This is a genomic window from Bacillus solimangrovi, assembly GCF_001742425.1.
In the GTDB taxonomy this organism is placed as follows: Bacteria; Bacillota; Bacilli; order Bacillales; family Bacillaceae_N; genus Bacillus_AV; species Bacillus_AV solimangrovi.
Map to the genome: position 1 here is coordinate 24,909 of NZ_MJEH01000002.1, position 25,989 is coordinate 50,897.

Annotated in this window: 22 protein-coding genes; 12 read left to right on the top strand and 10 right to left on the bottom strand. The window is 32.3% G+C overall.

Annotation, left to right across the window (positions count from 1 at the left end; all coding sequences use genetic code 11):
- The first annotated feature begins 40 nt into the window (after nucleotides 1-40).
- The 6 genes from BFG57_RS00650 to BFG57_RS00675 are packed head-to-tail and all read left to right on the top strand — an operon-like array spanning nucleotide 41 to nucleotide 6,600.
- A complete protein-coding gene (locus BFG57_RS00650) occupies nucleotides 41-1,684 on the top strand; it encodes an AMP-binding protein (protein ID WP_069715528.1) in 1,644 nt (547 codons plus the stop codon).
- A gap of 39 nt (nucleotides 1,685-1,723) precedes the next feature.
- Nucleotides 1,724-3,082 (top strand): acetyl-CoA carboxylase biotin carboxylase subunit, encoded by a 1,359-nt coding sequence (locus tag BFG57_RS00655; RefSeq protein ID WP_069715529.1) that lies wholly within the window; start codon nucleotides 1,724-1,726, stop codon nucleotides 3,080-3,082.
- A gap of 14 nt (nucleotides 3,083-3,096) precedes the next feature.
- Nucleotides 3,097-3,309: an acetyl-CoA carboxylase biotin carboxyl carrier protein subunit gene (locus BFG57_RS00660; RefSeq protein ID WP_069715530.1), complete on the top strand. Its 213-nt coding sequence runs from the start codon at nucleotides 3,097-3,099 to the stop codon at nucleotides 3,307-3,309.
- Nucleotides 3,310-3,322: 13 nt separating this feature from the next.
- Nucleotides 3,323-4,231: a hydroxymethylglutaryl-CoA lyase gene (locus BFG57_RS00665; protein ID WP_069715531.1), complete on the top strand. Its 909-nt coding sequence runs from the start codon at nucleotides 3,323-3,325 to the stop codon at nucleotides 4,229-4,231.
- 21 nt (nucleotides 4,232-4,252) lie between these two features.
- On the top strand, nucleotides 4,253-5,035 hold the full coding sequence (locus tag BFG57_RS00670; protein WP_069715532.1) for an enoyl-CoA hydratase: 783 nt from the start codon (nucleotides 4,253-4,255) through the stop codon (nucleotides 5,033-5,035).
- Between the two features lie 35 nt (nucleotides 5,036-5,070).
- Complete coding sequence (locus tag BFG57_RS00675) at nucleotides 5,071-6,600, top strand: acyl-CoA carboxylase subunit beta (RefSeq protein WP_069715609.1); 1,530 nt, start codon at nucleotides 5,071-5,073, stop codon at nucleotides 6,598-6,600.
- Nucleotides 6,601-6,656: 56 nt separating this feature from the next.
- Here BFG57_RS00675 and BFG57_RS00680 read toward each other — a convergent pair whose 3' ends face one another.
- Together BFG57_RS00680 and BFG57_RS00685 are read right to left on the bottom strand one after the other, a co-directional pair.
- The gene (locus BFG57_RS00680; protein WP_069715533.1) at nucleotides 6,657-7,367 is read right to left on the bottom strand and encodes an SDR family NAD(P)-dependent oxidoreductase; all 711 of its coding nucleotides are present in this window, start codon (nucleotides 7,365-7,367) and stop codon (nucleotides 6,657-6,659) included.
- A gap of 565 nt (nucleotides 7,368-7,932) precedes the next feature.
- The gene (locus BFG57_RS00685; protein ID WP_069715534.1) at nucleotides 7,933-8,562 is read right to left on the bottom strand and encodes a hypothetical protein; all 630 of its coding nucleotides are present in this window, start codon (nucleotides 8,560-8,562) and stop codon (nucleotides 7,933-7,935) included.
- Nucleotides 8,563-8,986: 424 nt separating this feature from the next.
- Here BFG57_RS00685 and BFG57_RS00690 point away from each other — a divergent pair, with 424 nt between their 5' ends.
- Nucleotides 8,987-9,709, top strand: coding sequence for a DUF421 domain-containing protein (locus BFG57_RS00690; protein ID WP_245676675.1), 723 nt, complete (start codon nucleotides 8,987-8,989; stop codon nucleotides 9,707-9,709).
- 151 nt (nucleotides 9,710-9,860) lie between these two features.
- On the opposite strand, the gene BFG57_RS00695 is transcribed toward BFG57_RS00690, so the two are convergent.
- Nucleotides 9,861-10,985, bottom strand: a complete 1,125-nt coding sequence (locus BFG57_RS00695) for a mechanosensitive ion channel family protein (RefSeq protein ID WP_069715535.1) — start codon at nucleotides 10,983-10,985, stop codon at nucleotides 9,861-9,863.
- A 1,169-nt stretch (nucleotides 10,986-12,154) separates the two neighbouring features.
- A complete protein-coding gene (locus tag BFG57_RS00705) occupies nucleotides 12,155-12,811 on the bottom strand; it encodes an HAD family hydrolase (RefSeq protein WP_069715611.1) in 657 nt (218 codons plus the stop codon).
- A gap of 657 nt (nucleotides 12,812-13,468) precedes the next feature.
- Between BFG57_RS00705 and BFG57_RS00710 the strand changes: the two genes are divergently transcribed.
- The gene (locus tag BFG57_RS00710) at nucleotides 13,469-13,882 is read left to right on the top strand and encodes a hypothetical protein (protein ID WP_069715537.1); all 414 of its coding nucleotides are present in this window, start codon (nucleotides 13,469-13,471) and stop codon (nucleotides 13,880-13,882) included.
- 285 nt (nucleotides 13,883-14,167) lie between these two features.
- Here the strand turns inward: BFG57_RS00710 and BFG57_RS00715 are convergent, their stop codons facing one another.
- From BFG57_RS00715 to BFG57_RS00735, 5 genes are all read right to left on the bottom strand, one after another.
- Entirely contained in the window at nucleotides 14,168-15,361 is a 1,194-nt protein-coding gene (locus BFG57_RS00715; protein WP_069715538.1) for an MFS transporter, read from the bottom strand.
- A 632-nt stretch (nucleotides 15,362-15,993) separates the two neighbouring features.
- Nucleotides 15,994-16,863, bottom strand: coding sequence for a hypothetical protein (locus tag BFG57_RS00720; RefSeq protein ID WP_069715539.1), 870 nt, complete (start codon nucleotides 16,861-16,863; stop codon nucleotides 15,994-15,996).
- 243 nt (nucleotides 16,864-17,106) lie between these two features.
- Nucleotides 17,107-18,069 carry an NAD(P)-dependent alcohol dehydrogenase gene (locus BFG57_RS00725; RefSeq protein WP_069715540.1) on the bottom strand — a complete coding sequence of 321 codons (963 nt, stop codon included), beginning with the start codon at nucleotides 18,067-18,069 and terminating at the stop codon, nucleotides 17,107-17,109.
- Nucleotides 18,070-18,522: 453 nt separating this feature from the next.
- Nucleotides 18,523-19,278 (bottom strand): 6-carboxyhexanoate--CoA ligase, encoded by a 756-nt coding sequence (locus tag BFG57_RS00730; RefSeq protein ID WP_083248987.1) that lies wholly within the window; start codon nucleotides 19,276-19,278, stop codon nucleotides 18,523-18,525.
- A complete protein-coding gene (locus BFG57_RS00735) occupies nucleotides 19,268-19,723 on the bottom strand; it encodes a hypothetical protein (RefSeq protein ID WP_245676676.1) in 456 nt (151 codons plus the stop codon). The genes BFG57_RS00730 and BFG57_RS00735 overlap by 11 nt, the downstream gene beginning before the upstream one ends.
- Before the next feature lie 1,277 nt (nucleotides 19,724-21,000).
- On the opposite strand from BFG57_RS00735, the gene BFG57_RS00740 reads away from it, so the two are divergent.
- Nucleotides 21,001-22,008, top strand: coding sequence for a DUF4885 family protein (locus tag BFG57_RS00740; protein WP_069715541.1), 1,008 nt, complete (start codon nucleotides 21,001-21,003; stop codon nucleotides 22,006-22,008).
- Between the two features lie 443 nt (nucleotides 22,009-22,451).
- A complete protein-coding gene (locus BFG57_RS19360; RefSeq protein ID WP_281186589.1) occupies nucleotides 22,452-22,580 on the top strand; it encodes a hypothetical protein in 129 nt (42 codons plus the stop codon).
- Between the two features lie 145 nt (nucleotides 22,581-22,725).
- Here BFG57_RS19360 and BFG57_RS00745 read toward each other — a convergent pair whose 3' ends face one another.
- Nucleotides 22,726-24,069: an erythromycin esterase family protein gene (locus tag BFG57_RS00745; RefSeq protein WP_069715542.1), complete on the bottom strand. Its 1,344-nt coding sequence runs from the start codon at nucleotides 24,067-24,069 to the stop codon at nucleotides 22,726-22,728.
- Between the two features lie 551 nt (nucleotides 24,070-24,620).
- On the opposite strand from BFG57_RS00745, the gene BFG57_RS00750 reads away from it, so the two are divergent.
- Together BFG57_RS00750 and BFG57_RS00755 are read left to right on the top strand one after the other, a co-directional pair.
- Nucleotides 24,621-24,839 carry a spore germination protein gene (locus BFG57_RS00750; RefSeq protein ID WP_069715543.1) on the top strand — a complete coding sequence of 73 codons (219 nt, stop codon included), beginning with the start codon at nucleotides 24,621-24,623 and terminating at the stop codon, nucleotides 24,837-24,839.
- A gap of 477 nt (nucleotides 24,840-25,316) precedes the next feature.
- Entirely contained in the window at nucleotides 25,317-25,868 is a 552-nt protein-coding gene (locus BFG57_RS00755; RefSeq protein ID WP_342670264.1) for a histidine phosphatase family protein, read from the top strand.
- Nucleotides 25,869-25,989 lie beyond the last annotated feature (121 nt).

Here is a 25,989-nt window from a genome sequence, read left to right on the forward strand (position 1 = left end):
TTGCTTGTAAGATGCTTTGAAATCATAAGGAGGTCCGTGAATGTCAGAATTATTAAATGTAACTGTTGGTAAGTTGCTAGAAAACGTCGCGGGAAAACAACCTGATCATGAAGCTGTTGTGTATGCAGATCGAGGATTACGTTACACATACAAAGAGTTTGACGAAGTATGCCGAGAAGCTGCACGAGGGTTAATGAGCTTAGGAATTCAAGCTGGTGAACATGTTGCGATGTGGACGACAAATACACCTGAATGGTTAACATGTCAATTTGCAACGGGGAAAATGGGTGCAGTATTGGTAACCGTTAATACGAACTATCAATCTGCTGAACTCGAATACTTACTTAAGCAGTCCGATTCATCAACTATTATTCTAATGGAAAACTTTAGGGATCATTCATACATTGAAACATTGTTTAAAATAGTTCCAGAATTAAAAACATCCGAGCCAGGTAAGCTACAATCGAAAAAATTACCAAAACTAAAAAACGTGATCGTTCTCGGTGAGAATCGTTATCCTGGGACATATTCTTGGCAAGATATTTTAGACATGAAAAGCGAAACATCAGAACAACGTCTTGATGAACGTATGAATGCACTTGATCCTGATGATGTCATTAACATGCAATACACATCTGGAACGACTGGATTTCCAAAGGGCGTTATGTTAACACATTATAATTTGACGAACAACGCATTGAATATTGCCAATTGTATGAAACTTACGAATGAAGACCGTTTATGTATCCCAGTTCCATTTTTCCACTGCTTCGGATGTGTACTTGGTACATTGGCATGTGTAACAGTAGGAGCAACGATGGTACCTGTTCAAGAGTTTGACCCTAAGCAAGTGTTACAAACTGTCCAAGATGAAAAATGTACAGGGTTACACGGTGTTCCAACAATGTTTATTGCTGAATTGAATGACCCTGATTTTAAAAAATATGACCTTTCATCGTTACGTACTGGTATCATGGCAGGATCGAATTGCCCGATTGAAGTTATGAAAGCTGTCGTTAATAAGATGGGAGCAAGTGAAATTACGATTGCATATGGCCAGACAGAAGCATCGCCTGTTATTACTCAAACTCGAACTGATGACCCGATTGAACTTCGTGTATCATCAGTTGGTAAAGCACTTCCAAATGTTGAAGTAAAAATTGTTGAACCTGGTTCTAATGTTGAAGTACCTTTTGGTGTTCAAGGAGAACTTTGTACGCGTGGTTATCAAGTCATGAAAGGGTACTACAATAATTCAGACGCAACAAAAGAAGCAATTGATGCTGATGGTTGGTTACATACAGGTGATTTAGCAGTCATGGATGAGAATGGCTATTGTAAAATAACAGGTCGACTAAAGGATATGATTATTCGTGGTGGAGAGAATGTATATCCGCGTGAAATAGAAGAGTTCCTCTACGAACATCCGAAAGTATTAGATGTTCAAGTTGTCGGAGTTCCAGATGAGAAATATGGAGAAGAGGTTATGGCGTGGATCATCCTTAAGGATGGGGAAACTGCCACGATTGAAGAAATGAAAGAATATTGTAAAGGGAAAATATCTAGGCATAAGATACCTAGATACATTGAATTTACAACTAATTATCCTATGACTGCATCTGGAAAAATTCAAAAGTTCAAGCTTCGTGAGCAGTCAATGGATTTGTTAAATCAAAATGTATAAATGATAAATTCACATGCATTTTGAAGGAGGAGGATTAACGTGTTTAAGAAGGTTTTAATTGCAAATAGAGGTGAAATTGCAGCCCGTGTCATACGAACTTGTAAACAGTTAAACATTCAAACTGTTGCTATTTATTCTGAAGCAGATGCTGATGCTCCACATGTAAGGATGGCTGATGAAGCTGTACTTATCGGTAAACCTCGTGTAAATGAAAGTTATATGCAAATGGATAAAGTAATTGAGACCGCTAAGGAAACTGGAGCTGAAGCAATCCATCCAGGTTATGGGTTGTTGAGTGAAAACATCGAATTCGCAAAAAAATGTGAGGCTGCTGGTATCGTTTTTATCGGTCCATCTACTGAAGCCATTGGCATGATGGGGAGCAAGATCGAAGCGAGAAAAGCAATGGATAAAGCAGGTGTTCCAATTGTTCCTGGAATTGCTGAACCAGTTAAAGATTCAGTTGATGCAATCAAAATAGCAAATGAAATGGGATATCCAGTTATGTTAAAAGCTTCCTCTGGTGGAGGAGGAATTGGAATGCAGATTGTTCGTAATGATGCAGAGTTAGAGAAGAGCTTTGAAGGCAATCAAAAACGAGCAACGATGTTCTTCGGAGACGGAGCTATGTATTTAGAAAAATATATCGCTAATCCTCGTCATATTGAAATTCAAATTCTTGCTGATAAGTCAGGAAATACAATTTATTTATTTGAACGAGAATGTTCCATTCAGCGCCGTCATCAAAAAGTAATCGAGGAAGCTCCTTCATCTTTCTTGGATGAAGAAACACGAAAGAAAATGGGTGAAGCAGCCGTTAAAGCTGCCAAAGCGATTAATTATGAAAACGCAGGTACGATTGAATTTCTTGTAGATGAACAGAAAAACTTCTATTTCTTAGAGATGAACACTCGATTACAAGTTGAACATCCGATTACAGAAGAAATTACAGGAATTGATCTCGTTGAAGCTCAGTTGAACATAGCAGCAGGAGAGTCACTTCAATGGAAACAAGAAGACTTACAGATTCTTAATCACTCAATTGAAGCACGTATTTATGCAGAAGATCCGAAGACATTCTATCCGTCACCAGGTAAAATCACAGCACTACAATTACCTGAAGGACCACATATTCGTCATGAACTAGCTGTACATAGTCAATCACAAGTAACACCTTTTTATGATCCGATGATTGCAAAACTTATTGTAACAGCTCAAACAAGAACTGAAGCAATCGAACAAATGATTAAAGTATTGAATGACTATCATGTAGCAGGCATTAAGACGAATATTCCAATGCTCAAAGATGTTGTTTCACATGAAAAGTTTATTGAAGGAGAAACGACAACAAATTTTGTTGATAAATACTATTTAAATACACCTAATTTGCAGAAATAGAGGAGGAAAAGGAAATGGCAGTATTAAATTCTAATATGGCAGGTAATGTATGGAAAATTGTGGTGAGTGTAGGTGATGAAGTAACTGAGGGACAGGATATTGTCATTCTAGAGTCTATGAAAATGGAAATTCCTATTGCTGCTGAGACAAATGGAACAGTAATAGAGTTAAAGGTTAATGAAGGTGACTTCGTCAATGAAGGTGACCCAATTGCAATAATTGAATAATGGGAGGTATTCGATGAATCTACCAAACTCAGTTACGATAAAGGAAGTTGGTCCAAGAGATGGATTGCAAAATGAAAAGGTATTCATTGATACACAAGACAAAATCGATTGGGTTAATCAACTTTCAGAAACTGGACTTTCATATATCGAAGTCACCTCCTTTGTGCATCCAAAGTGGATTCCACAGTTAAAGGATGCAGTTCATGTTTTAAAGCAAATTAAACGAAAAAAAACCATTACTTATGCTGCACTCGTACCTAACATGAAAGGCTTAGAACGGGCTTTAGAAACTGATGTTGACGAATGTTCTGTATTCATGTCAGCAAGTGAGTCTCATAATATGAAGAACATTAACAAAACGATCGATGGAACGTTTCCTGTCTTGAATGAAGTTGTAGCAGCATCACTTAAAGAAAACAAAACTGTTAGAGGTTATGTATCGACAGTGTTTGGATGCCCATATGAAGGTAATGTACCTATAGATGCCGTTCTACATGTGTCTGAAAACCTCTTTGAAATGGGGATTAGTGAACTATCATTAGGTGATACGATCGGAGTAGCGAATCCAAGGCAAGTAGAACAAGTACTTGAAGAGGTTCTAAAACGCTTTCCATCTGACAAATTAGCCATGCATTTCCACAATACAAGGGGAACAGCGTTAGCAAATGTGCTTGCTTCGTTACAAATGGGGATTACGAAGTTTGATAGTTCACTAGGTGGTTTAGGGGGATGTCCTTATGCACCAGGGGCATCCGGTAACCTAGCTACAGATGACTTGATATACATGCTTGAAGGAATGGGAATAACTACAGGAATTCAAGCAGATAAATTGTTAAAAGCTTCGCAATTTATCGAAGCAAAAATTAACAAACCGTTACCGAGTCATTCTCTACAAGTTCATCGAGCAACTTGTTATTCATAGAAAGATAGAAAGGAGAAAGAAATGGTACATACGGTACAAGTAGAAAAAAGTGATTCAGGTATCATAACGATTACATTGAATCGTCCAGAATCTGCAAATGCATTCTCAAAAGACATGTTATTTAATTTACATGAAGTATTAACAGATATTAAGTTCGATACATCTATTCGTTGTGTCATTATAACTGGCGCTGGTGAAAGAATCTTTTGTGCTGGAGCGGATTTAAAAGAGCGTTCCAGAATGAGTGAAGTAGAAGTTAAAAAGACGGTCTCCCTCATCCGCCACACAATGGATGAACTAGAGTCATTGCCGATGCCTGTCATTGCCGCAATTAATGGTGCGGCATTTGGAGGTGGCCTTGAGCTTGCATTATCTTGTGATATTCGAATTGCTTCAGATAATGCAAAAGTTGGCTTAACAGAGACCTCACTTGCAATTATCCCTGGAGCGGGTGGAACACAGCGTTTAACAAGGTTAATCGGTAAAGGAAGAGCAAAAGAATTAATCTTTACTGCTGCTCGTTTAACAGCAAATGAAGCTGTTGAATATGGCATTATCGAACATATAACTTCACAAGATGAGTTACTTAATAAAGCAAATGAGATTGCCGAAAAGATTAGTAATAATGGTCCTATAGCCGTTCGTCAAGCAAAGCTTGCAATTAATCGGGGTTCAGAGGTTGACTTACAAACTGGGTTAAAGATTGAAGAAATGGCTTATGCAATTACCATTCCAACGAAAGACAGAATAGAAGGCCTACAAGCATTTAAAGAAAAACGAAAACCTAATTACAAAGGAGAATAGTCATAATGAGTACAAACATGAAGGAGGAGCAAAAGATGTCGTTTGAAGCGAAGCTACAAGAACGTATTGAGCAGATTGAAAAAGGCGGCGATGCTAAATATCATGAAAAGAATGCGGAAAAAGGGAAAATGTTTGTACGAGAGCGGCTAGAAAAGCTTTTCGATGAAGGTTTAGACATTGAAGATGCTTTCTTTGCAAATTGTATGGCAGATGGATTGCCTGCAGATGGCGTTGTAACAGGTATCGGTCAAATCAACGGTCAAAAAGTATGTGTAATGGCGAATGATTCCACTGTAAAAGCGGGTTCATGGGGCGCTCGTACAGTAGAAAAAATTATTCGTATACAGGAAACTGCCGAGAAATTAGAATTGCCAATGCTTTATCTAGTAGATTCTGCTGGTGCAAGGATTACAGATCAAATCGAAATGTTCCCAGGTCGTCGTGGTGCAGGGCGTATCTTTTACAATCAAGTCAAATTATCTGGAAGAGTGCCACAAGTTTGTTTATTATTTGGTCCTTCAGCAGCTGGAGGAGCTTATATACCAGCGTTCTGTGACATTGTTGTAATGGTCAATGGGAATGCATCTATGTATCTCGGTTCTCCACGAATGGCTGAAATGGTTATCGGTGAAAAGGTTACTCTTGATGAAATGGGTGGAGCAAAGATGCATTGCTCAATTTCAGGTTGTGGTGATGTCCTGACTGAATCAGAGGAAGAAGCAATTTCATTTGCTCGAAATTATCTATCTTATTTTCCACAAAACTATCAGCATAATCCGCCAGTTGCTGAAGCATTGGAGCCAAAGGAATTCCCGAAATCAATCTCAGAAATCATTCCTGAAAATCAGAATGCACCATTTAACATGCATGATTTAATTGAACGACTAGTTGATGAAGGATCCTTCTGTGAAGTTAAGAAATTGTTTGCTCAAGAGCTTATTACTGGTCTAGCTCGCATTGATGGAAAATCAGTTGGTATTATTGCAAATCAGCCACGTATGAAAGGTGGCGTATTGTTCCATGATTCTGCTGATAAAGCAGCAAAATTTATTAATCTATGCGATGCTTTTAATATTCCATTACTATTCCTTGCCGATATCCCAGGATTTATGATCGGAACTCGTGTTGAAAAAGCAGGTATTATCCGTCATGGTGCAAAAATGATTTCTGCAATGAGTGAAGCGACTGTTCCTAAAATCTCTGTTATTGTTCGTAAAGCATATGGTGCGGGTTTATATGCTATGGCAGGGCCTGCATTTGAGCCAGATTGCTGTCTTGCACTACCTTCTGCTCAAATCGCAGTAATGGGCCCAGAAGCAGCTGTAAATGCTGTTTATGCAAATAAAATAGCTCAATTGCCAGAAGAAGAACGTCAATCGTTTATCGAGGAGAAACGGAAAGAATATCGAGAGGATATAGATATCTATCGTCTTGCATCAGAATTAATTGTTGATGGCATCGTAGAGCCTAATAAGCTTCGTAGTGAATTAATTACTCGTTTTGATGCATATTCTAGTAAATATCAAGTATTTACTGAACGTAAACACGGCGTCTATCCAGTATAACAAACAGACATCCTCTGTATACTATAATGGCAGAGGATGTCTGTAATAAATTAAAATTAACTTTGATGATATGTCTTCTCCAAAGAAATTGAACTCGTATCGAAAACATATTTTTGCACTTCGTAATCACCAGTGGCAAGCTCAACAAGATAAGGAGCTATATTTGCTGGGTCATCACCTTGAGCTTGTAAATTGGTTTTCATTACTCCTGGATTAAAGACATAAGATTTTATTCCACTTTTATATTCTTCATCTTCTAAAGAATAAGTAAATGTTTCAATGGCAGCTTTACTTGCGCTGTATGCTGCAAAGCCTGCTGCTCCTTCTTTAGCTAAACCTGATGTAATATTTATGATTCGTCCATTTTGTTGTTTCTGCATAATAGGTATACATTCTCTCGTCATTAAGAACACACTTGTTACATTATTAGTAAATTGGTAACTCCAGGATTCTAATGGCATATCGATAATATCATGTTGCTCAAAAACAGCAGCGTTATTAATTAAAACATCAATCTGACCAAAACTCGTTTCTGTAACTTGAATAAGTCGCTTCACATCTTCCTCAACCGATACATCAGCTTCAATTGTTAACATATTTTGTTGAAGGGAAGAAGGGAGTAAGTCTATAACCTTATCTAACTTCTGCTTTCTACGACCACAAATAACAACTTTGGCACCACGATTTGCAAATGAAATAGCTGTTTCTTTACCAAGGCCACTGCCACCACCAGTAATAACAACAACTAAACTACTCAGGTCATTCATAATATTCCTCCTATATAGTCTATTACCATCTATTCTTATGTAATTACTAAAATATAATATAATGAAATAATTGTCAATATTTTCAGATAATTTAACAGGAAGTAAGTATATAAATCAATATGTAAGAAATTGATAAAATATCATTAGAACATTCAATAAAATGGAATTCTTAGTAATGATAAAAATTACAATTTTAAAATATAGCTAAAAAACACCAAAACTTAGACAATATTATTAAATAATACATTTTTAATGAACAAAACATCTTAATTTGGATACATAAAATTAAATTTGGACAAGCGTAATTTTTTCTTTCGTCTCAATATTATAAGTTTACTTTTGATATGAGACAAAAAATCAAAAAAAGCTGCATTATTACTCTCGAATCATTAACTTCCTATAAGATACATTATGTTAACTAAACAAAAACCATAACAAAACAATGACTCTTCCCCAACTTTAGATATGTAATATGACATGAAAGCTTATACTTTCTACTTTTTACTTTCAATAAGTCAAGAAATTTAAACATAAAGATTACTTTTTTTAATTACATTACTTTAAATCATAAATATAGCTGCTGTTCTGAATTAATGTCATTCGGTCTTTTTATCGTCAATCTGTAAATATAATTGTTGCGAACGACTATCTTGACTTCGCTGATATTAGCACCTGATTTTTTAATGATTTCAATTAATTTAAAATACCTTGCTATGTTTTGTTCTTCTAAGTTTTTATAGTCGAAGCTCGATGTGTCCGATACATTTAGTATGAAAAAATCTTTTACAGAACTTCGTTTGAATGAAACATAGTTGTACTCTTTATCTCTTTTTAGATTTAGTGAAGATATTTTATCGAGATAAGGTTCTAATTTTTTGTATTCAGCGAAAGATAATTCCGCGTATTCATAGCTATCTTCATCAACAACAAACTTTCTTCCAAATAAATTCCCATCCACACGTATGTCAAAAACAAATTCCGGTTCTTTTTTTAAAGCGACTTTGTGAGTGGTATCTCCCATATTACCGGTATGAACCTTTCCTCTATCAATAAGGACTACCTTTTCTCCATATTTTTCTAGTGTGTAATTATTTAACTGTTTAATTACGCTCGTTGAATAGAAATAGTAGAAAGTAATTCCAACAAGTACGAGAGAAACTAAGCTAATTACTTTTAAAAATATCTTTAAATACAATATCTATGCACCTTCTTCAAATAAGAATCTTTTAATATATCTTTCTTGTATTTGTATGGTGTTAAGAGAAACACCTTTTATTAGATTGTCTATAACCATCTAAATGCATCTACATAATAATGTTGTTTCAAATAGGAAAGCTGAAACCTCTTTGAATTCGAAATCAAATCTTAATTAAACCTTAGTAAAAAATGTGCATTTCTCAACAACTTTAATTGTAAAAATACCCCTCTTCATCCACCACAAACTCTCCTTGTATATGAACTCCCTGTCTGTTGAATTGAATGCACCTGATTTCAAATCTCTCACTAACTCCAGAATTTTACGCAAATTAATACATCATTCACATTCATTTGATTTACTGTATAACTTAACTCATAAAATGGGGAAAATATCAGTAATAAGGGTTATGAGGTGAAGAATTGTGGATGTTTTAATGGATTCAGTCAAAGTCCTAGGACGTATTATAACACTTCTTCCATTTATGTTACTATTAGGACTTTATATGGGAAAACGTTCAATAGGTGAGTTACCTGTGTTTGATTTTCTTGCAGTAATGGTGTTTGCGGCTGTAATTGGAGCCGACATTGCTAATCCAGAAATTAATCATATTCCTACAGTTGTAGCAATGGTTGCCATTGCTATTATCCAAAAGGGGATAACATTTCTGAAAATAAAAAATCGTAAAATAGGTAAGATGCTTACACTTGAACCAACTATCGTTATTCATAAGGGGAAATTATTAATGGAAAATATGAAAAAAATTCAATATTCAATTGATAATGTGTTACAAATGCTACGTGAGAAAGATGTCTTCTATGTGGAAGATGTGGAAATAGCTATTGTTGAAGCAAATGGAAAATTATCCGTAAAATTGATACCGATGAAGGAATTCGTTACAAGACAAGATCTTGGCATACATAAAATCGCTGAAGAATATGAAATTCCTGTCATTTTAGATGGGGAAATACAATTGGATTTATTAAAGAGACTGAACAAAGATGAAAACTGGTTAAGACATAAATTACTAGAAAAGAATATAGTAGACGTAACAACCGTATTTTACTGTTCTATATCTGGAAATGAAAAACTTCATATATCACTTAAAGAAAATCAACAATCAGAGTTGCCTCCAATTACTCATTAATTTGTTATTGTCACTTATTTGTTAAAGAATGTATTTTGAAAGGAGTTAACAAGTTGGATAATAAAACCAAACTAATGAGTTCTTGCAAGGTACAACAAAGTGTTTTTGCTTTTCATAAGAAAATAGTAAAACACACAAAAATCGAAGCTAATTAGAATTGCTTCGATCTTTGTACGCCATTATCATATTGTTGAGAGTCATTTTCGAAATAAAGGCTTTGACTAGGAAACGCAATTTGCACTCCTTCCTCTTCTAAAATTTCAATAATTCGTAAGTTGCAGTCTTGTTTTACATCTAACCACTTTTCCCAATTTGTCGTCTTTGTGAAGAAATATAAAAATATGTCTAAACTACTCTCGCTGAATTCATTAAATTTAACAAAGATGGTTTCCTGATCGATCTCTTCATGCGTTTTAAGCATTTGTTCGATTTTGAATATCACTCTTTCTATTTTTGCTTTAGGGGTTCGATACTCTACTCCTAAGTTAAATGTAATTCTTCTCTTGCCCATCTTAGTCCAATTCGTTATTGCTTCGTTTGAGAGTTTTGAGTTAGGTATTGTAACTAGAGCTTGAGCAAATGTTCTAATAAGAGTACTGCGGAATGTGATGCCCTCTACCGTTCCCTCAACGCTTGGTGTTTGGATCCAATCACCTTTCTTGAAGGGCTTTTCGGTTATAATGATTACTCCTCCGAAGATATTTTTTAATGCGTCTTGTGCTGCTAATGCAAACGCTAATCCCCCTATTCCTAAACCAGTAACTAAAACACTAATATTATAGTTCCACAAATCCGCTATAATAGTTACACCACACAATAGAATTAACGGTCGAGTAATTCGAGTTAAAAATGGTACTAATAGTTCGTCTATTGTTAATCCCATTCTTTTCCCTATATCTACAATAAATGTTGAGTAGGAGTTAGTTAAGTTATAAATACCCCAAAATATTGTGACAATAATCATTGATTTAAAGACCTTATTAATTAAATTTATTTGATTAGTTTCTAGAGGTAGATAGATACAAGCTAAATAAAGTCCAATAACGATAATAAACACTCTTAATGGCTTCTCATAAGAACGAACAATATTATCATCTAAATTAGTCTTTGTTCTAGATGTCAGCTTTAACGATGCTTTGATAATACGTGTAGCAATTATTTTTCTAATTAACAAGAAAACTAATAGGATAAGTAAAGCAATCGCGATATCGATATAAATATTTTTGTGTATGATAGATGAAAATATTTCATATATATTGAGAAGATAATCGTTCATTCAAAAAGAACTCCTTTTGTATTTTTAAAAAATGTAGCCTATTATTATGGTTACGCTTTAAGTGATATTTTACTCTAAAATTACTGAATGAGTATATATTTATACTTGAATTCATAATGTTCGAGAATATAATCACAAATGATGAAACCTACAATTATTCCATTGAAATCGTTCAATAAGTTGTGTTTTATAAAACAAATTACCCTTTTCAGTACTTCATCTACTTCTTTCTCTTGTAAAACAATTATATTATTATTCTTTTCTACTCGTATTATCTATCATCATCCTTCTTCCAATTATATGGTATTTTAGACCATTCATAAAACAATAGAATCAAAAACGTTATAAAACTGATGGCTATATTTTCTATCCAATTTATTTTACTTTTAAAGATAAGCTGCCAAACGGTTAAAGTTAAAAAGTAACTTAAGGCAAACTTTATGCTTTTCTTAACCAATTAAAGAACTCCATTCTTGTGTATAGTTATTGTTCACAGATCGTATTTTCTAGTTGAATTAACATAATACGATAAAAAGAAAATTATTCCTTTTTAAACTAAACTGCAGCAATATTTACGAAATGGGACTTATTTTAAAATACTAATCAGGTGTAATTTGTCTTCAAATCTATAACGACAGTTGCTAAAAATTCCAAAAAATCAGCCAACTAGAGGTAACGTCAGGAAAATGTGGATTAACAATATTGAGAAAAATTACAATCTTGAAGACTCTTATAAAAAACAGCCTCATTAAGAAGACTGCTCCATCTTTGTGCATCCTGTACGGATATCCATCTATAAATTATAAAATCCTAAAATTATCCATATTTTCTCCAGGAATATGGTGTGAAAAACACCCAAATTCTACTGCATTATAACTACATTAATTCCTGGATGTTCAGCGCTATTTGCCATTCCTTTAAATATAATTAATTTTGTATCAACTTCCATACTAAAACATCACCTATTACATTTATTAAACCAGCTTTTACTCCTACTTTAATCTAAAATGGTGAAAATGAAGCAAGAATTCCACCACTAAATGCATATGAGCTATATAAAGGATTAAGGTATATGGATATGGCTCATTCCAAGGTTAATCTCCTAAATGCGCCCTAACAAAGTAAGGTTCTGTATTTACATAATCGCGATGTACCTTTGATTATACTTATTATGTAAAATAACTTAATAATTCATCAAAAGAATTGATCTCAGCATATGGGTTTATTTTAGTTTCATTTTTGTTCATATGAGGATTAAACCATATGCCTTTTATATTTGTATTTTGACAACCACCTATATCTCTATTGATGTCATCTCCAACGAATAATGCATCTTCCGCTTGCACATTAAGCTTATTTAATGCTAATTCAAATATGCGTCTATCAGGCTTACTAAATCCCACTTCTTCAGAAATAATTATTGTATCAAATAAATTATTTAAATGAGTGTTTATTATTTTTGCTTTTTGTCTCTGAGTAGAGCCATTTGTTATAATTGCAACTTTTACATGTGTCTTTATAATATTTATGATATTCATAGTATGTTGATTAATAGTAAAACAATGCGGAAATTTTTCATTCCAAAAATCTTGTATGTAATTGCGTGGTATTCTATTTTTAGGTGGAAATTCATCAAAAAAAGATTTCAAAACTTTTATTTTATTATTATCTCCATAGCTTTTTTTATCATATTCTTTGAACTTTTGTAACATTTCGTTTTTTTCTAATGGTGTAACATTCTGATAACATGTATCTAAAATAGTTAAATACATTTTTTCTACAGCTTGATCCCTATTAATTAAGGTATCATCTAAATCAAATAGCATAGCTTTATAATCGCTCAAATAACTTCACAGCCTTTCACACAATATAAGTACTCCCTAGTTTGAACCTCCAAATTTTTAGTTCATCAAAAAATGTCACCTTAAAATATGGCAAGGGATAATTTAATAAAAAACAAATTATTTAGGTAGTTATTTCCTTACATTTTATTAATAAGTCTTCTATACAACTTAAGTACTTTCGATTCCACTAAGTTCTATATTTCAACAATCATTGTTAAATTCCTCCAAATTACTTTAGGATTTAGATGTATACGCAAACGAATAGTTTGGTAAGTATGTCAAATTATGCGCTTGCCCGAGAAATAATATGAAATTAAAAAGCGGAAGCCATCTGAGACATTCCGCTTACTTCATAGAATGAAATTTAAAACCTTTGTACAGATTTAATAAATCTAAAAGCTTATTCCAAAGTACTATTTCTTCCTGACTTCCTTTTGTTTTCATTCTAATTAAACTCTTATTAAATTTAATAAAAGACATGAACCGCGATTAAATCAAGTTTCAAAATCATTTCGTGATGTTGTTGATTGTGTAAGGAAAATTGACAACTATTATTTCATTATTTAGACTTATGATAACCCACCTTAAGAACGACAACTACATAATGTTATTAGATATCTTCATAAGAAAGGAGCTATCATGAAAAAAATCGCGATATCACTATGTATAATTGGCAGTTTAGTTGGTTTTTCATATAGTTTTTTGAGATGGATAGGAATTGGTCTGGCTAGTGTGGAACCATTTTCTTTTTATGAACAATTGCATGCTACTCTTCCTTTAATAGTTTCGGGTATAGGTATAGTTTTAGTTGTTATTTTTCAACGATCTTTCAAACTGATGATGCTTTTTATAACTTTATCTTTTCTCAATGCTATTTATCTCTTAATTGAGCAGTTTACACTCAACACGAGTGATAATGTTAATTCATCTTCACAAACAGACATTTTATTCGATAAAATCTTAGAATTTAGTCCTACAGTTTACTTATTTAGTATTTGTATTTGTTTTTTTATACTATTGTTTCAAAATAAAAAAACTTCCCAACTAACATAATAGTAGTGAGATCTCTTTTTTATGTAAATCTATTAGAAAATACCTTGCTACTTTTTTTATTTTAGAATTAGTAATAAATTACGGACTATAGAGTATACCTAACTAATAACTACACCTCTAATAGTAAGATTATATATACAAATTAGAGGTGTAGTTCACTTCATTCATATTAGGATCTCCAAAAAAAACAAGTATCCTGTACATCTATGATGTCTTATTAAAGGTTGTAGGTAAGATGCATGTAACTACTTAAATGATCAGTAAGACCCCGATTATAATTGACACTTAGTTATCCTCTCTCAATACTGGACGAATTGGCAATAAGCTTCCGATTAATGCGACAGCTGCTGCAGCTAAAAACATTTTATCAAACCCATATACCGCGATTCCTGCCACACTACTGAAAATAACTAAATCACAAACTGAATCTATGATAGATAGCAACGAAATTGTTGTCGCTCTTACATTCGATGGAATGATGTCATTGGCTAGTTGCGCATATACTGGGTAACGCACCGTCCTTACAAAACGAAACAGTACCATGATAATAAGTAAAATCCACAGTGTATCTCGATAGAAAGCTAGGAATAATAATCCAATTACTCCAATCCCACCAGTTAAATGTAATATTTTAACTCGAGAAATTTGAGATGTTATCCATCCGATTGATCTTGATACAAAAAAGCTTAGAATCGCAAGAACAGCAAGTACAACTCCGATTAAATAGACTGGTACATTAGCATCATTGAGTAGTTTATCATTAAAATTATCAAATATTGCTGCAGTTGGGATAAATACGAGTGTAATATTTAAGAACATCCATAACACTTGCGGGGCTCTTCTTATCGCATTTACTCCCTCTTTTACTTGCTTAAAAGGATTTTCACGGTAATTTCCTTGTTCTGATGGATTTTTAACAAAGAATAGCAAAACAATTTGAACGGACTGAAACATAATCCCCAACAGAATGAGTAAAATAAACTGTTCATCAGCTAAATCTTTTGCAATAATCGCACCTATTATTAATACAAATACCATTACAACCGATTGTGCCGATTGAATAATTCCTAATGCTTTATCCAACTTATTTTCTTCATTCGACTCTTTCAAAGATTCATAGATTAATGCCTCATCTGCCCCACTGAAAAATGTGACAGCAAATCCGCTTAATAGACTACTTGAGAAGAAAATCCATGGTTCATACGCCCAAATGAGCATTCCATGACTAACTAAACTTAATATTGCACCAATCATAAATGATAGTTTTGCACCATAACGATCAGCAAACATACCTGTTGGAACTTCACCGATCAATACACCTGTACTCCAAAAGAGTAAAACCCACAGAATGTACGCTTCATCTAATCCTCGTGAGAAATAAAACAAAGCTAGTACGGGTTGTATAAATCGAACACTTCCAAATAATTTTGCCCAAAATAGAACACGAATATTATGTGAAGCTAATGTATCCTTTTTCAATTTATTATCCTCCTGTTTGATGTTTAGTCTGTTATTAAACAAACAGGAGTGAACATTTCTGGAATATTTGTTTATTTACCTATCCGAACTTTTTCACCCCTATTTGTTGGTTTGAAAAGAATGTTAGGCTTTTTTGCATATAAATTTCCTCCTTGTAATGATGTTATATAGATTATACATAACATCATTACATAAAAAAAGATAAATTAGGAAAAAAAGGTTTTGAAACTTTGTTATATTCCATATTTTTCAATTATATATAATACTATATTTTCTGATTCCAAAGTTAATGTAATCCACTATTGTGCTCATTTTGTTTTGCTCTCTAAGTACCACACTTTCTGTTTATATTAAACAAAAAAAACAAGAGCAAACACTCACCCTTGTTTATTGTTCTAATGATTATACTTTAATTATCTAAGTTTGATTTATTCATTTTATCACTTTTAATAGACTTTCATAAAATTATCTGAAATCCAAAAACTAGGAACATATAATGAGTAAATAAGCAATTATTATATAAAGGAATCTAAAATTTCTTATGTATCAGATAGAAACTTTGATTGTCAAACAACCCGCTATTGTGAAAATCTATAAGGGTACGATGTAAAAAACAGCAATACAAATAGAATTTAAATTACTTCCCTTCTAGTTACTTTATCTAAAGGAATTCTTACAAAATGAGGCATCCAACAATCGGCAGCTTCCATACCTACTGCATGTCCATTCCTGCAGTATATATTAAAAGTAGAAGCATCTGGACCACAACATCCTATTGCTGGTTCTTTTTTTGCATCAAAATATAGCATGTTAATTGGTACAATGACTTCATCTTCAGTAATTGTACTGACAGGTAGAATGTCAGCTCTAATCAACTCATGCCCATAAACATATTCTCGCCGTGAAATAAACGGTTCTCCATCCTTTAGAGAAAGATCACTTAGATTCCCCACATGATTTAAAATTTTAGTAACAAACTTTCCACATTCCTTACACAAAAAAGAAGTTCGATTGACATCTATGGTTCGCCATGATTGATCAAAATGAGTCGCGCTTTTTTCATAGATCTCCATATAATCATTAATTATCTTTTCTGATAAAGTCATAGTATCATTCATATACTTTAATACGTTACGCTTTTCAAATAATTCCAACTTGTTTCTTTTGGGTATAGGAATAATTTGTACTTCTTCATTATCAGAAATCTCAAACACATTACCCTTTTGATTTGCATTTAAAAATTGTTTAATATACTTCAGTTTGTCATTATCTTCTTTATTCATAGACTTTTCAAACGTTCTTACGTCAACAGCACTTTGTTTCAATGCGCAAGAACTAGCTATCTCAATTCCACTTTGTAAAACTTCCATCATGGCACAAAATTCACTTATAAAAATATGAATATTTTCTTTGTTCAATTGGGATGAAGCTTCCAGTGATTGATGATAATGATATTTTGCACTTTTTAATTTGAATTCAACGGCTTCTATGACATTCTTCATACAACTGTTTCTCCTTATCGATATGTTATGCAACAAACTAGATATTGCTATTAGGTCAATTACTTTACTATTTCATAACGTAATACTGTTAGCTACATTGTCATATATATGAGTTCATTTACCTATTGTTATTAATTTTTACACTATAAGTAAATTCATATATAATTATGAAATAGAATGCTAGAATTTGCAAACGTTTTAAAAAGGAGGCAAACAGGTTAAAGCAGTCATAATAGAATGACCTTACGTTATTACAACATTTCCCTTTTTATGTCCCTTTTCAACATACTCGTGTGCTTTAGCAATTTCTTCAAACGGATAACTTCTATCTATAACAGGTTTTATTTCTCCTGCTTCAATAAGCTCTTTAAGAAATGTTAAATCTTCAGATCGACTTGGTGTTAATCCACTTACGACTTTTTTGCTACCTATTTTTGAAGTCCACAAAATTTCAAATAACTGTTTAAAATTCATGACAGCTAAAACATAGTATCCTTTTGGCTTTAACGATGCTTTACAATTCGAAAACTTTGTTTTTCCTACAGTGTCAAAAATAATATCATAGCTCTGATCGTTTTTTGTAAAATCTTCTTTAGTGTAATCAATTACTCTATCAGCTCCAAGTGATTTCACCAATTCTACATTCGTACTGCTGCATACACCTGTAACTTCTGCTCCAAAGTATTTGGCAAGCTGTACTGCATACGTACCTACACTTCCAGAAGCCCCATAAACAAGAACTTTATGTTCACTTTGAATATTTCCTTTTCTGAGGAAATACAATGCAGATACTGCGCCAAAGGGAACTGCTGCGGCCTCCTCATAAGTCATACTTTCTGGTTTTATTGTGATAGGACCATCTTCAGGCAGACTTATATACTCAGCATAAGTGCCTTTTTCGTTAAATCCATAAACTTGATCACCTTGCTTAAAGAGTTTTACATCTTTGCCTACTTCTACAATTTCCCCAGCCAAATCCATTCCTAGTATTGTTCTTTTTGGCTTCGTGAAACCTATTGCCATTTTTGAAATTGGCCAAAGAGGTAATGACTTTCTACTACCAATTCTCATTCTTACATCCCCGGAAGACACTGTTCTCGCATATATCTTTATTAATACTTCATTATCCTTTACAGTAGGTTTTTCAACCTCTTTGAGTTGGAGAACATTTGATGATCCATATCTAGTATACATAATCGCTTTCATGATTCTCCTCCTTAAATTTCATCTATACATGACGTAACTCAGTCATCCACTCCATGATATAATAAAGAACATCAATAATTTACACATATACAAATATCTCAATTTTACGTTCATATCTGCTGTTTCAGAAAGATATTGCCTTTAATTAATCTAATGTATTCCAGTATTCCCTTAATAATTCACCTGTTCTTTAAATCACATAATTAAGTAATACTGATATTAATTAATTTTTCCATAAGAAAACACCTCCTTTTATTAGATTGATTCTAATAATGAAGGTGCACTTTTTAATGTGAATTCAAATTTTTATATTATTACTATAAAATAAGATATATAGGTTTTATTAAGAATTCTTTACTCTAAAAAAACTTATACCTTTCCTATTCCCTTTAATAAGACACTAAAAACTATTAATAGAAATAATTGCACAAATTGAATTATTTAACAATTCACCTACTTTATTAACACTGGCTCACATTGCAAATAACTAATATATGAATCAATGTCATTACTATTCAAATTCACGAAAAATAACCTTCCTCCTTTAGAATCTCCTACATCTTTCATAGGTGAAATACGTTGGTATCCATGCTGAGAGTTTGCAACATAACCAACTGTAATCTCAGGGTCATCAGACCAGCATATTTCAGCGACTGTCGAAGGGTGTGCATTTACCTTCGTAGTCAAAGTGAGTGCATCTTTAATAGGATGATTTATTGAATAACTTGTACCCTTTATCCATTCTTTATAGCTTTCCTGATCCCAACCTATTCTTGAAACACGCACACCTTCTGACTTTCCGTCTAATCTCTCACCTGTTTTGTAATCAACAATTAACGCTCCACTGACATGAATGTTCTTGTCTAGGGTGTTTATTGCATTATGTATAGCCATTTTAGATACCCCACAATTTTGCAATAAAGAATATGATAATTCTCTACCCTTAATAGGACTTTGAACTTCAAGGGTCGTGACAGGCAATGGATTTAATACGGTAATAGGCTGTTGGACCCTTTCAATTGCTAAGTTTATGAAATCTGGTTTTCCTCTACTATGTGTATATGCTTTATTAAAAAGATTATTTAGATATTCTTGAATTTCTAATTCTGTTGCTAATAATTCTCCTCCAGATATATGCTTCCCTCCTTTTTCGTGAGGTTCTCCTTCTGATGCTCTCATTCTTAAGCTATAATAATTATCACTTGTCAAAATAACCAACTTCTTTCGTTACCTTTTTTAGAACTTTTGTAAGTGGTATGACTGCTAACATAGTAAAAACCATTCCTGGTACTGCAGCTATTATTAGAGGCCAAGGTGTAACATCTAATGTTTTGGCTAGTCCCAACCTAGCGACAAAAGATCCTATTGGTCCTGCCATTATTAATACAGGAAAAGATGTACCAAAGACAGAAACGATTCCACCGACTACGATTCTAAAAATCATTGAAATTTCAACATTTAATATTGTATGTAAACCTAATAAAAACAGTATTGAACTAGCCATAACGCCTGCCCATATATACCTCCAAAATCCAAAAACTGCAACAATAGCTACAGATATAGGAGCGGATATTTGAAATTCTGATCCAGGCACAAATGAAGGGATCTTAATCATTCCTGTGACAATTATCAAACCAGCTAATAAACTGACCAAAGTAATTTCTCTTGTTTTTTTAATTTTCAAAATTTAACCTCCGTTATTTAGTGCATCTTCTAGTGAAATAATAGATGAGTTTTTAATAGCTGTTTAGTTAGAAATAATCAATATTTTTCTTAGACACTAATCTGAACTCGCTTATTTTCCACCCTCTTCTTCTATATTTTATTACAATTCTAAGTATGATAGCTTAAAAGAATTATCACAATAATTTCATAATCATTTTATGTATTTATTTTAGAGAAAAAGTCGAAAGCTAAACATTATTATCAAATAAATAAAAATTATCAAGTTACTATAATGAAACCAGTTTATTTTTAGATCATTATGGTTTTTGCCAAAATACCTGATGGAGAAAGTAATGATGCTTGAGTATAGTAGGAAATATAATGGATAACAAATAACATAATAAAGTTTCAGCTGATAACTAATACTATAAAAAGGTTCAGTAAGTTCTCTCATACTTATCCAAATAAAAGCGACGTATTGGAAAAGAAACATACTACTAATAATAAAAATAAGATATATGGGTAAAATCGTTCTCTTAGAAATGATAACCACCTACTTTCATATATTGAATAACTAATAGTTATAACTATTTTATTCTAACCTATCTTGTCATCTATATGGAATTTACTATCAATCATGAAATAAGAGAGACTTTTCTACTTTAATAATAAACTAAAAGTGGGTTGCGGATACTATTTAATAACCCATTTTCTACGAACCATTTCAATATGTCGTCTCCTCTTCTCTTATTATAACTATATTTTTCATCGTACTTTCTGTATGTACAGCGACCTTTACATCATACGTAACGAGCATTACGGTGGTGCTTTTTTGTGTATTTCTGAAAGAATTATCATTACCACTTCTGTCAATTTTGAATTTAATGCTTCAGTAGGTTCTTTTCCAAATATGCCATCAAGATTGTTATTGTTTAGAAAAGGTAAATCTATGAAGCTACCTTTTACTGAACAGGCTATTATAAATGTTATCTTTTCTCTCTTTTCTCTAAATAAGAATTCAGGATTATGCTTAGCGTATTCATCTATATAGTGAATAACTAGTTCTTGATAACTCTCTCCTCTCTTAAAAAGTTGTTATCGTGTAATGATGATAATTTTGACTTTCAATTAAATCAAAATATTGCACTAACCTATAAATGATATCCAGAATAAACAATAAAAAGCCACTCATATTTTACCATTAAAAGTTAAAATTTTCTATTATAATCCGATTCATATAATAATAACATTTAAGGAGGAAAATAAATGAACATAAATTCTATAACTACTCCGCTCAATAATATGAACCTTAATAATCAAAACTCGCATGAAAAATTCAAAAATACTGATACTCATAATACAACAACTATCCAAAGTAGAAATGAATTTTTGAGTGAATCAGATACTAGAAAGCAAATACTAGATGAAAAATATCGAAAGATTCACAAGCAAAATATGATGTTTAAAAATCCAAAGGCTCATATCTTTGACAAATATTATGATCGTCATTCTCCATATTATAAACATGATTTAACTGATGCAGAACGAGAAGCGGCAAAAACAATGGAACTTGGTATGATAAGAAATAATGGTAAAAAATGTGGTGGATATGATTTTCGAGATGCAGCTTTTCGAGAAATACAACCAATTAATGGTGAAGTTGAAGTTGCAGAAAATAAAGCATTTAACAGACAGCAAGTGAATAAACAACTACAAGACTTGTTTGAAAAGTACCAAATAAGTATCCCTAATGATGCAAAATTGACTTTTACAATTGATCCTTATAATTACAATTTGTCTGTAAGCGGAACAGAGGATAATGAACTTATTGATCAGTTAGAATATGCTTTGAACATAGATAAGAACGCTAAAGAACTATTTCTCCACATTATGCGAAGTAGTTCACATAATTCCACTCAATTTACACAAGAAAAAGAGGATAAATATTTTCTTGCAAGAGAAATAAAAAATGTAACAGGTTATGATTTGAATAATCTTACAAATATTAATAGGAAATTTATAACAGAGGATGGACAAGATATTTATGAATTATACAAATCCCAACTTAAAAACAATCCTTACGCGAGTGTTAGGCTTCAACATTACGTTCCTCATCTTAATAAACTTGCTATGAATGGTTTCGATTCTGTACCTGATCTAGTGTTAATGATTGGTTATGAAAGTGGCTCACTGCAAGACATCGGTCAAGGGGAGAGTTTTGGAACAGGGAAAACAGGTTGGATTGAAGAATTACAAGCTACTATAAGATATTGATGTAGTTTCTTTGGAAATAAGATTGTTAAATTCCATTTTTCACATTATATTAATCTAGGTAGATTATCATTAAGAATCGGAGTTGAACTAACATAGTAATAAGAAAAATTATAACAGCAGCCATATCTTGTTCTATATTCACAATCTTATTAGCGTTAATCGTACCAAATCCTTTTGGTGAGCCGATTATCTCAATTACAGATTATTTATCTTCTGTAGTTATTGCAACAACCTTTTATTTGATGTTCAGCTTTCCAATCATATTATTGTATGGAGTGACTACCTCAACTATTAGTGATAAACTCAGTAATTTTGTTTCTACTAAGCTTAATTATGAAAATTCTGAAATAGTTATATCAGGCATCTTTCATATCATTTTTGGTCTTATATTTTTATGGTATAGCTTAGCTTGTTCTATCTTGTTTTTTATCATTGATAGAGCATTGAAAAAAAAGAATATCGATTATACGGGCTCACAAGCAATAATGAGCTTAGTCATTCCATTATCGGTATGGTTAGTTTTTTGGGGCATTACTTGGTTGCAACAATTCTTTGATAAGACATATCTATAAGATGACTTGTCTAAAAATCCTAGAGGCTTAGATCGATAAAAACATAATATATAAAAGGAAGATCCATGATTATTATGTAAAATACGGATCTTCCTTTTTATAATTAAATTCTTTAGATTAATAAAGTACACAATAAAGTGATACTCTAACGATAGTTTGGAGGATTGGCTTGCTGAATCAGAATAAGACCATCATACTGCTCACTTGGAATAAATGATGATTCATAAACTCCCTCAGACTTACTCGATACTTCAGAATTCCACCAATAACTATTGGTTTCATTATCTGTTATATCAATATTAATAAATGATACTGGATAACCTGGTTCATTTAGTCGATATTCTATTGAGTTCTTTTTATGATCCATATTAACATCAAAAATTTCTCTATAAACATCAGCACGTTTCCCACTATACATATAAAGCCCGATAATATAAGATTGCTCTTTAATCCTCTCTGGTAAGTTCTCAACAAATGAAACAAGCGGTATACCACTACTATCTGTTAAAACTTTTGAACTTTTTTTCATAATATGACCATTATGTGCCCATACTACGAACTTTTCATTAGGGTACATTTCTTCAAGTAACCATACTAAATTTTCTGCCATTACGACATCTCTAAGGTTGTATCCATATCGCCAATTCGTATAATATTCTTCTCTATTAAAAACATTTGATAATAAGTATATTCTCTGTTCAAAAACCTTATTTAACAATTTTATCTCATTAAAGTCTAACTGTTTTGCTAGATTTGAAGATTGTTCTTCAATACCACTCAATAAATCATTATATTGATTGATTAATTTTTTCGCTTCTTTATTCCAAGTTGCTCGATTTAGGTTAACCGTTTCCTTGCTTGTTAATCTTAGAAATTCTTTTTCTGCAAATTCAACATCCTTTGCATACTCTAGATCTATATCCTTAAAAAATTGGTACAACAATTCGTCTCCAGAACCCATTGGTCTCATATCAAACCCAGCGATGTTGATAGGATGATTTGAAGATTTTTGGTTCTTAAAATATGTATATAAATCAATGTTATTTTTCGTATGCCATACTGAATAAATAGATTTTTTCATGGCAGTTAATACTGTATGGAAATCAAGCATCATCTCATTCGTAATATTAACCTCGGTCAACCCACTTTCAAAAGCAACTACATTATAACCTAGCTCTTCGTGTAAAAACTTGATTAACCTGTTTTTAATGAGGCTGTATTCTGAAACTCCATGAGAGCTTTCTCCGAGCATAACCACTCTCTTGTCTTTTAAAATATGCTTTAAAAATTCTAAATCACTATAGTCTGGACTTTCTAATTCAATAGATTTAATATGTTTTGGCTTTTCATTTTGGGTTGTTTCTACTGTTTCTATGTTAGTTTTACTTGTGTTTTTTTCGATAGTATCAGGCACTTGTTTATTAGAGCAACTAGTTGCAACAAAAACTAGAAAAAGTATGAAGACTATATTATTCTTTAATACTTTCATGTAATACACCTCCTTTATGTTCCAATATAATATTTATACATAATTTTTACAATAAAGTTAATCATTATGAATGTTGACATTGTGTTTTTCAATTGAGGGTTTACAAATAAGAAAATGTGGAGAAAAAACAATTTTTTGAAGTTACAAATGTATTTAAGGCTTTAACATATTGATAACTATCGAGCGAGTGTTAGCATTCAACATTGTGTTCCTAAGCAAGATGAACTAGCCTCAAATGACTTCGTTTCTGTACATGACCTAGTATTATAAAGTGGTTTATTACATGACAGTGTTCAAAGAGAAAGTGATGGCACTGGTGAAACAAATTGGATTGAAGAATTACTTGCCAATATAAGATGTTAATGAAGTCAACTAGGAATAAGAAAAATAATACAGAGATAAATGAACCAAGAGAAAAGCACATTTGACAACTCACCTAACCCAATGAACGAACATAAGCTAATTAGATTACATATAATTAAGAATAACGAATAACCTCTTGAGAATCATGTTTGTCTTTTGAAGTTAACTATATTAAAAAGGTGATAATTATGCCTTCAATTATCTGTGGACCCATAAATATTAACAGTATCAGTGGAATAGTTAATTTTGGTGATTCATTGAACACTTCTCCTAAGACCAGTTCAAAAGTTATTTCGGGTTCAGGAGGAGGAAATACTGGTAACTTTGTAAACACGAACAATGGTATTAGCTTGTCAAACAATTTTGATCCAGATGTCGTCGATCAGCCTACAATTGGTAACGTATAAGGAGGAAGACTTCATTAACTTATGAAAGTTCTTCCTTATGTGATTCATCTTAATTACATACTTGATTACATTAGAATAAAGTTTCATTGAATTTAATTTATTGTGTAGATTAATTGAGATTCCAAAATAGAACAATTCAGTCCGTCAATAATTTAAACTGTAATACTAGAATGTCTTAGACACTTCTCCATAATCACCACAGTTTATTGATGAAATACCTATCGACTTCTATAAATCTATCATCAGTAGAACATCCGTATGTTACGCCGATTAAAATTAAAGCCCTGAAATTTAAGCCTACAATCAATAGAATTATATTTTCATAGGAAACCTCATTGACAACGTACACGTCACTATTTCTTATGTTATCTTATATAGGAATAATATGTATATATCAAAATGTTTAATTTGGCTGTTTTATTTTCAAATCGGGATTTTTCATCGTATTACCTCAAAACTAATATACAATTTACAGGAGTGATTATATTGAAAAAAATATATATCATCAGGCATTGTGAAGCTGAAGGACAACATTCTGAAGCTCAACTTACTGAGAAAGGGTTTGCACAATCATTACAACTTTCTGATTTCTTCTCTTCTACTCCAATCGATCAAATTATATCAAGTCCCTATAAACGTGCTATTCAATCCGTCCAACCACTTGCAAAGCGACTACATATTGAAATAGATTTTAACAATCTACTAACAGAACGTGTCCTAAGCACAAACAACCTTACTGACTGGTTAGAAAAACTTAAAGCAACGTATGATGATCTGGAATTAAAATTTGAAGGTGGAGAATCTAGTCAAGAAGCTATGGAGCGAATAGTGACAGTTGTAGAAGAAGTATTTAATAGTGAATATGAAAATATAATCATTGTTACTCACGGAAATATAATGTCCTTACTTTTAAAATATTATAATGATAATTTTGGATTTGATGAATGGAAGAATTTAAGTAACCCTGATATTTACTTATTACAAAATCAAGATAACAATGTTTCTTTTGAAAGGTTATGGAATCAATAATTACATATTATATCATTGGATAAATTCGTACATTTTCAAAGTTATTTCAGCGCAATTTATACAAGATGTCCTTACTTAAATGAGCGTTATCATGAGAACGGATATATTCTATTAAAATCTA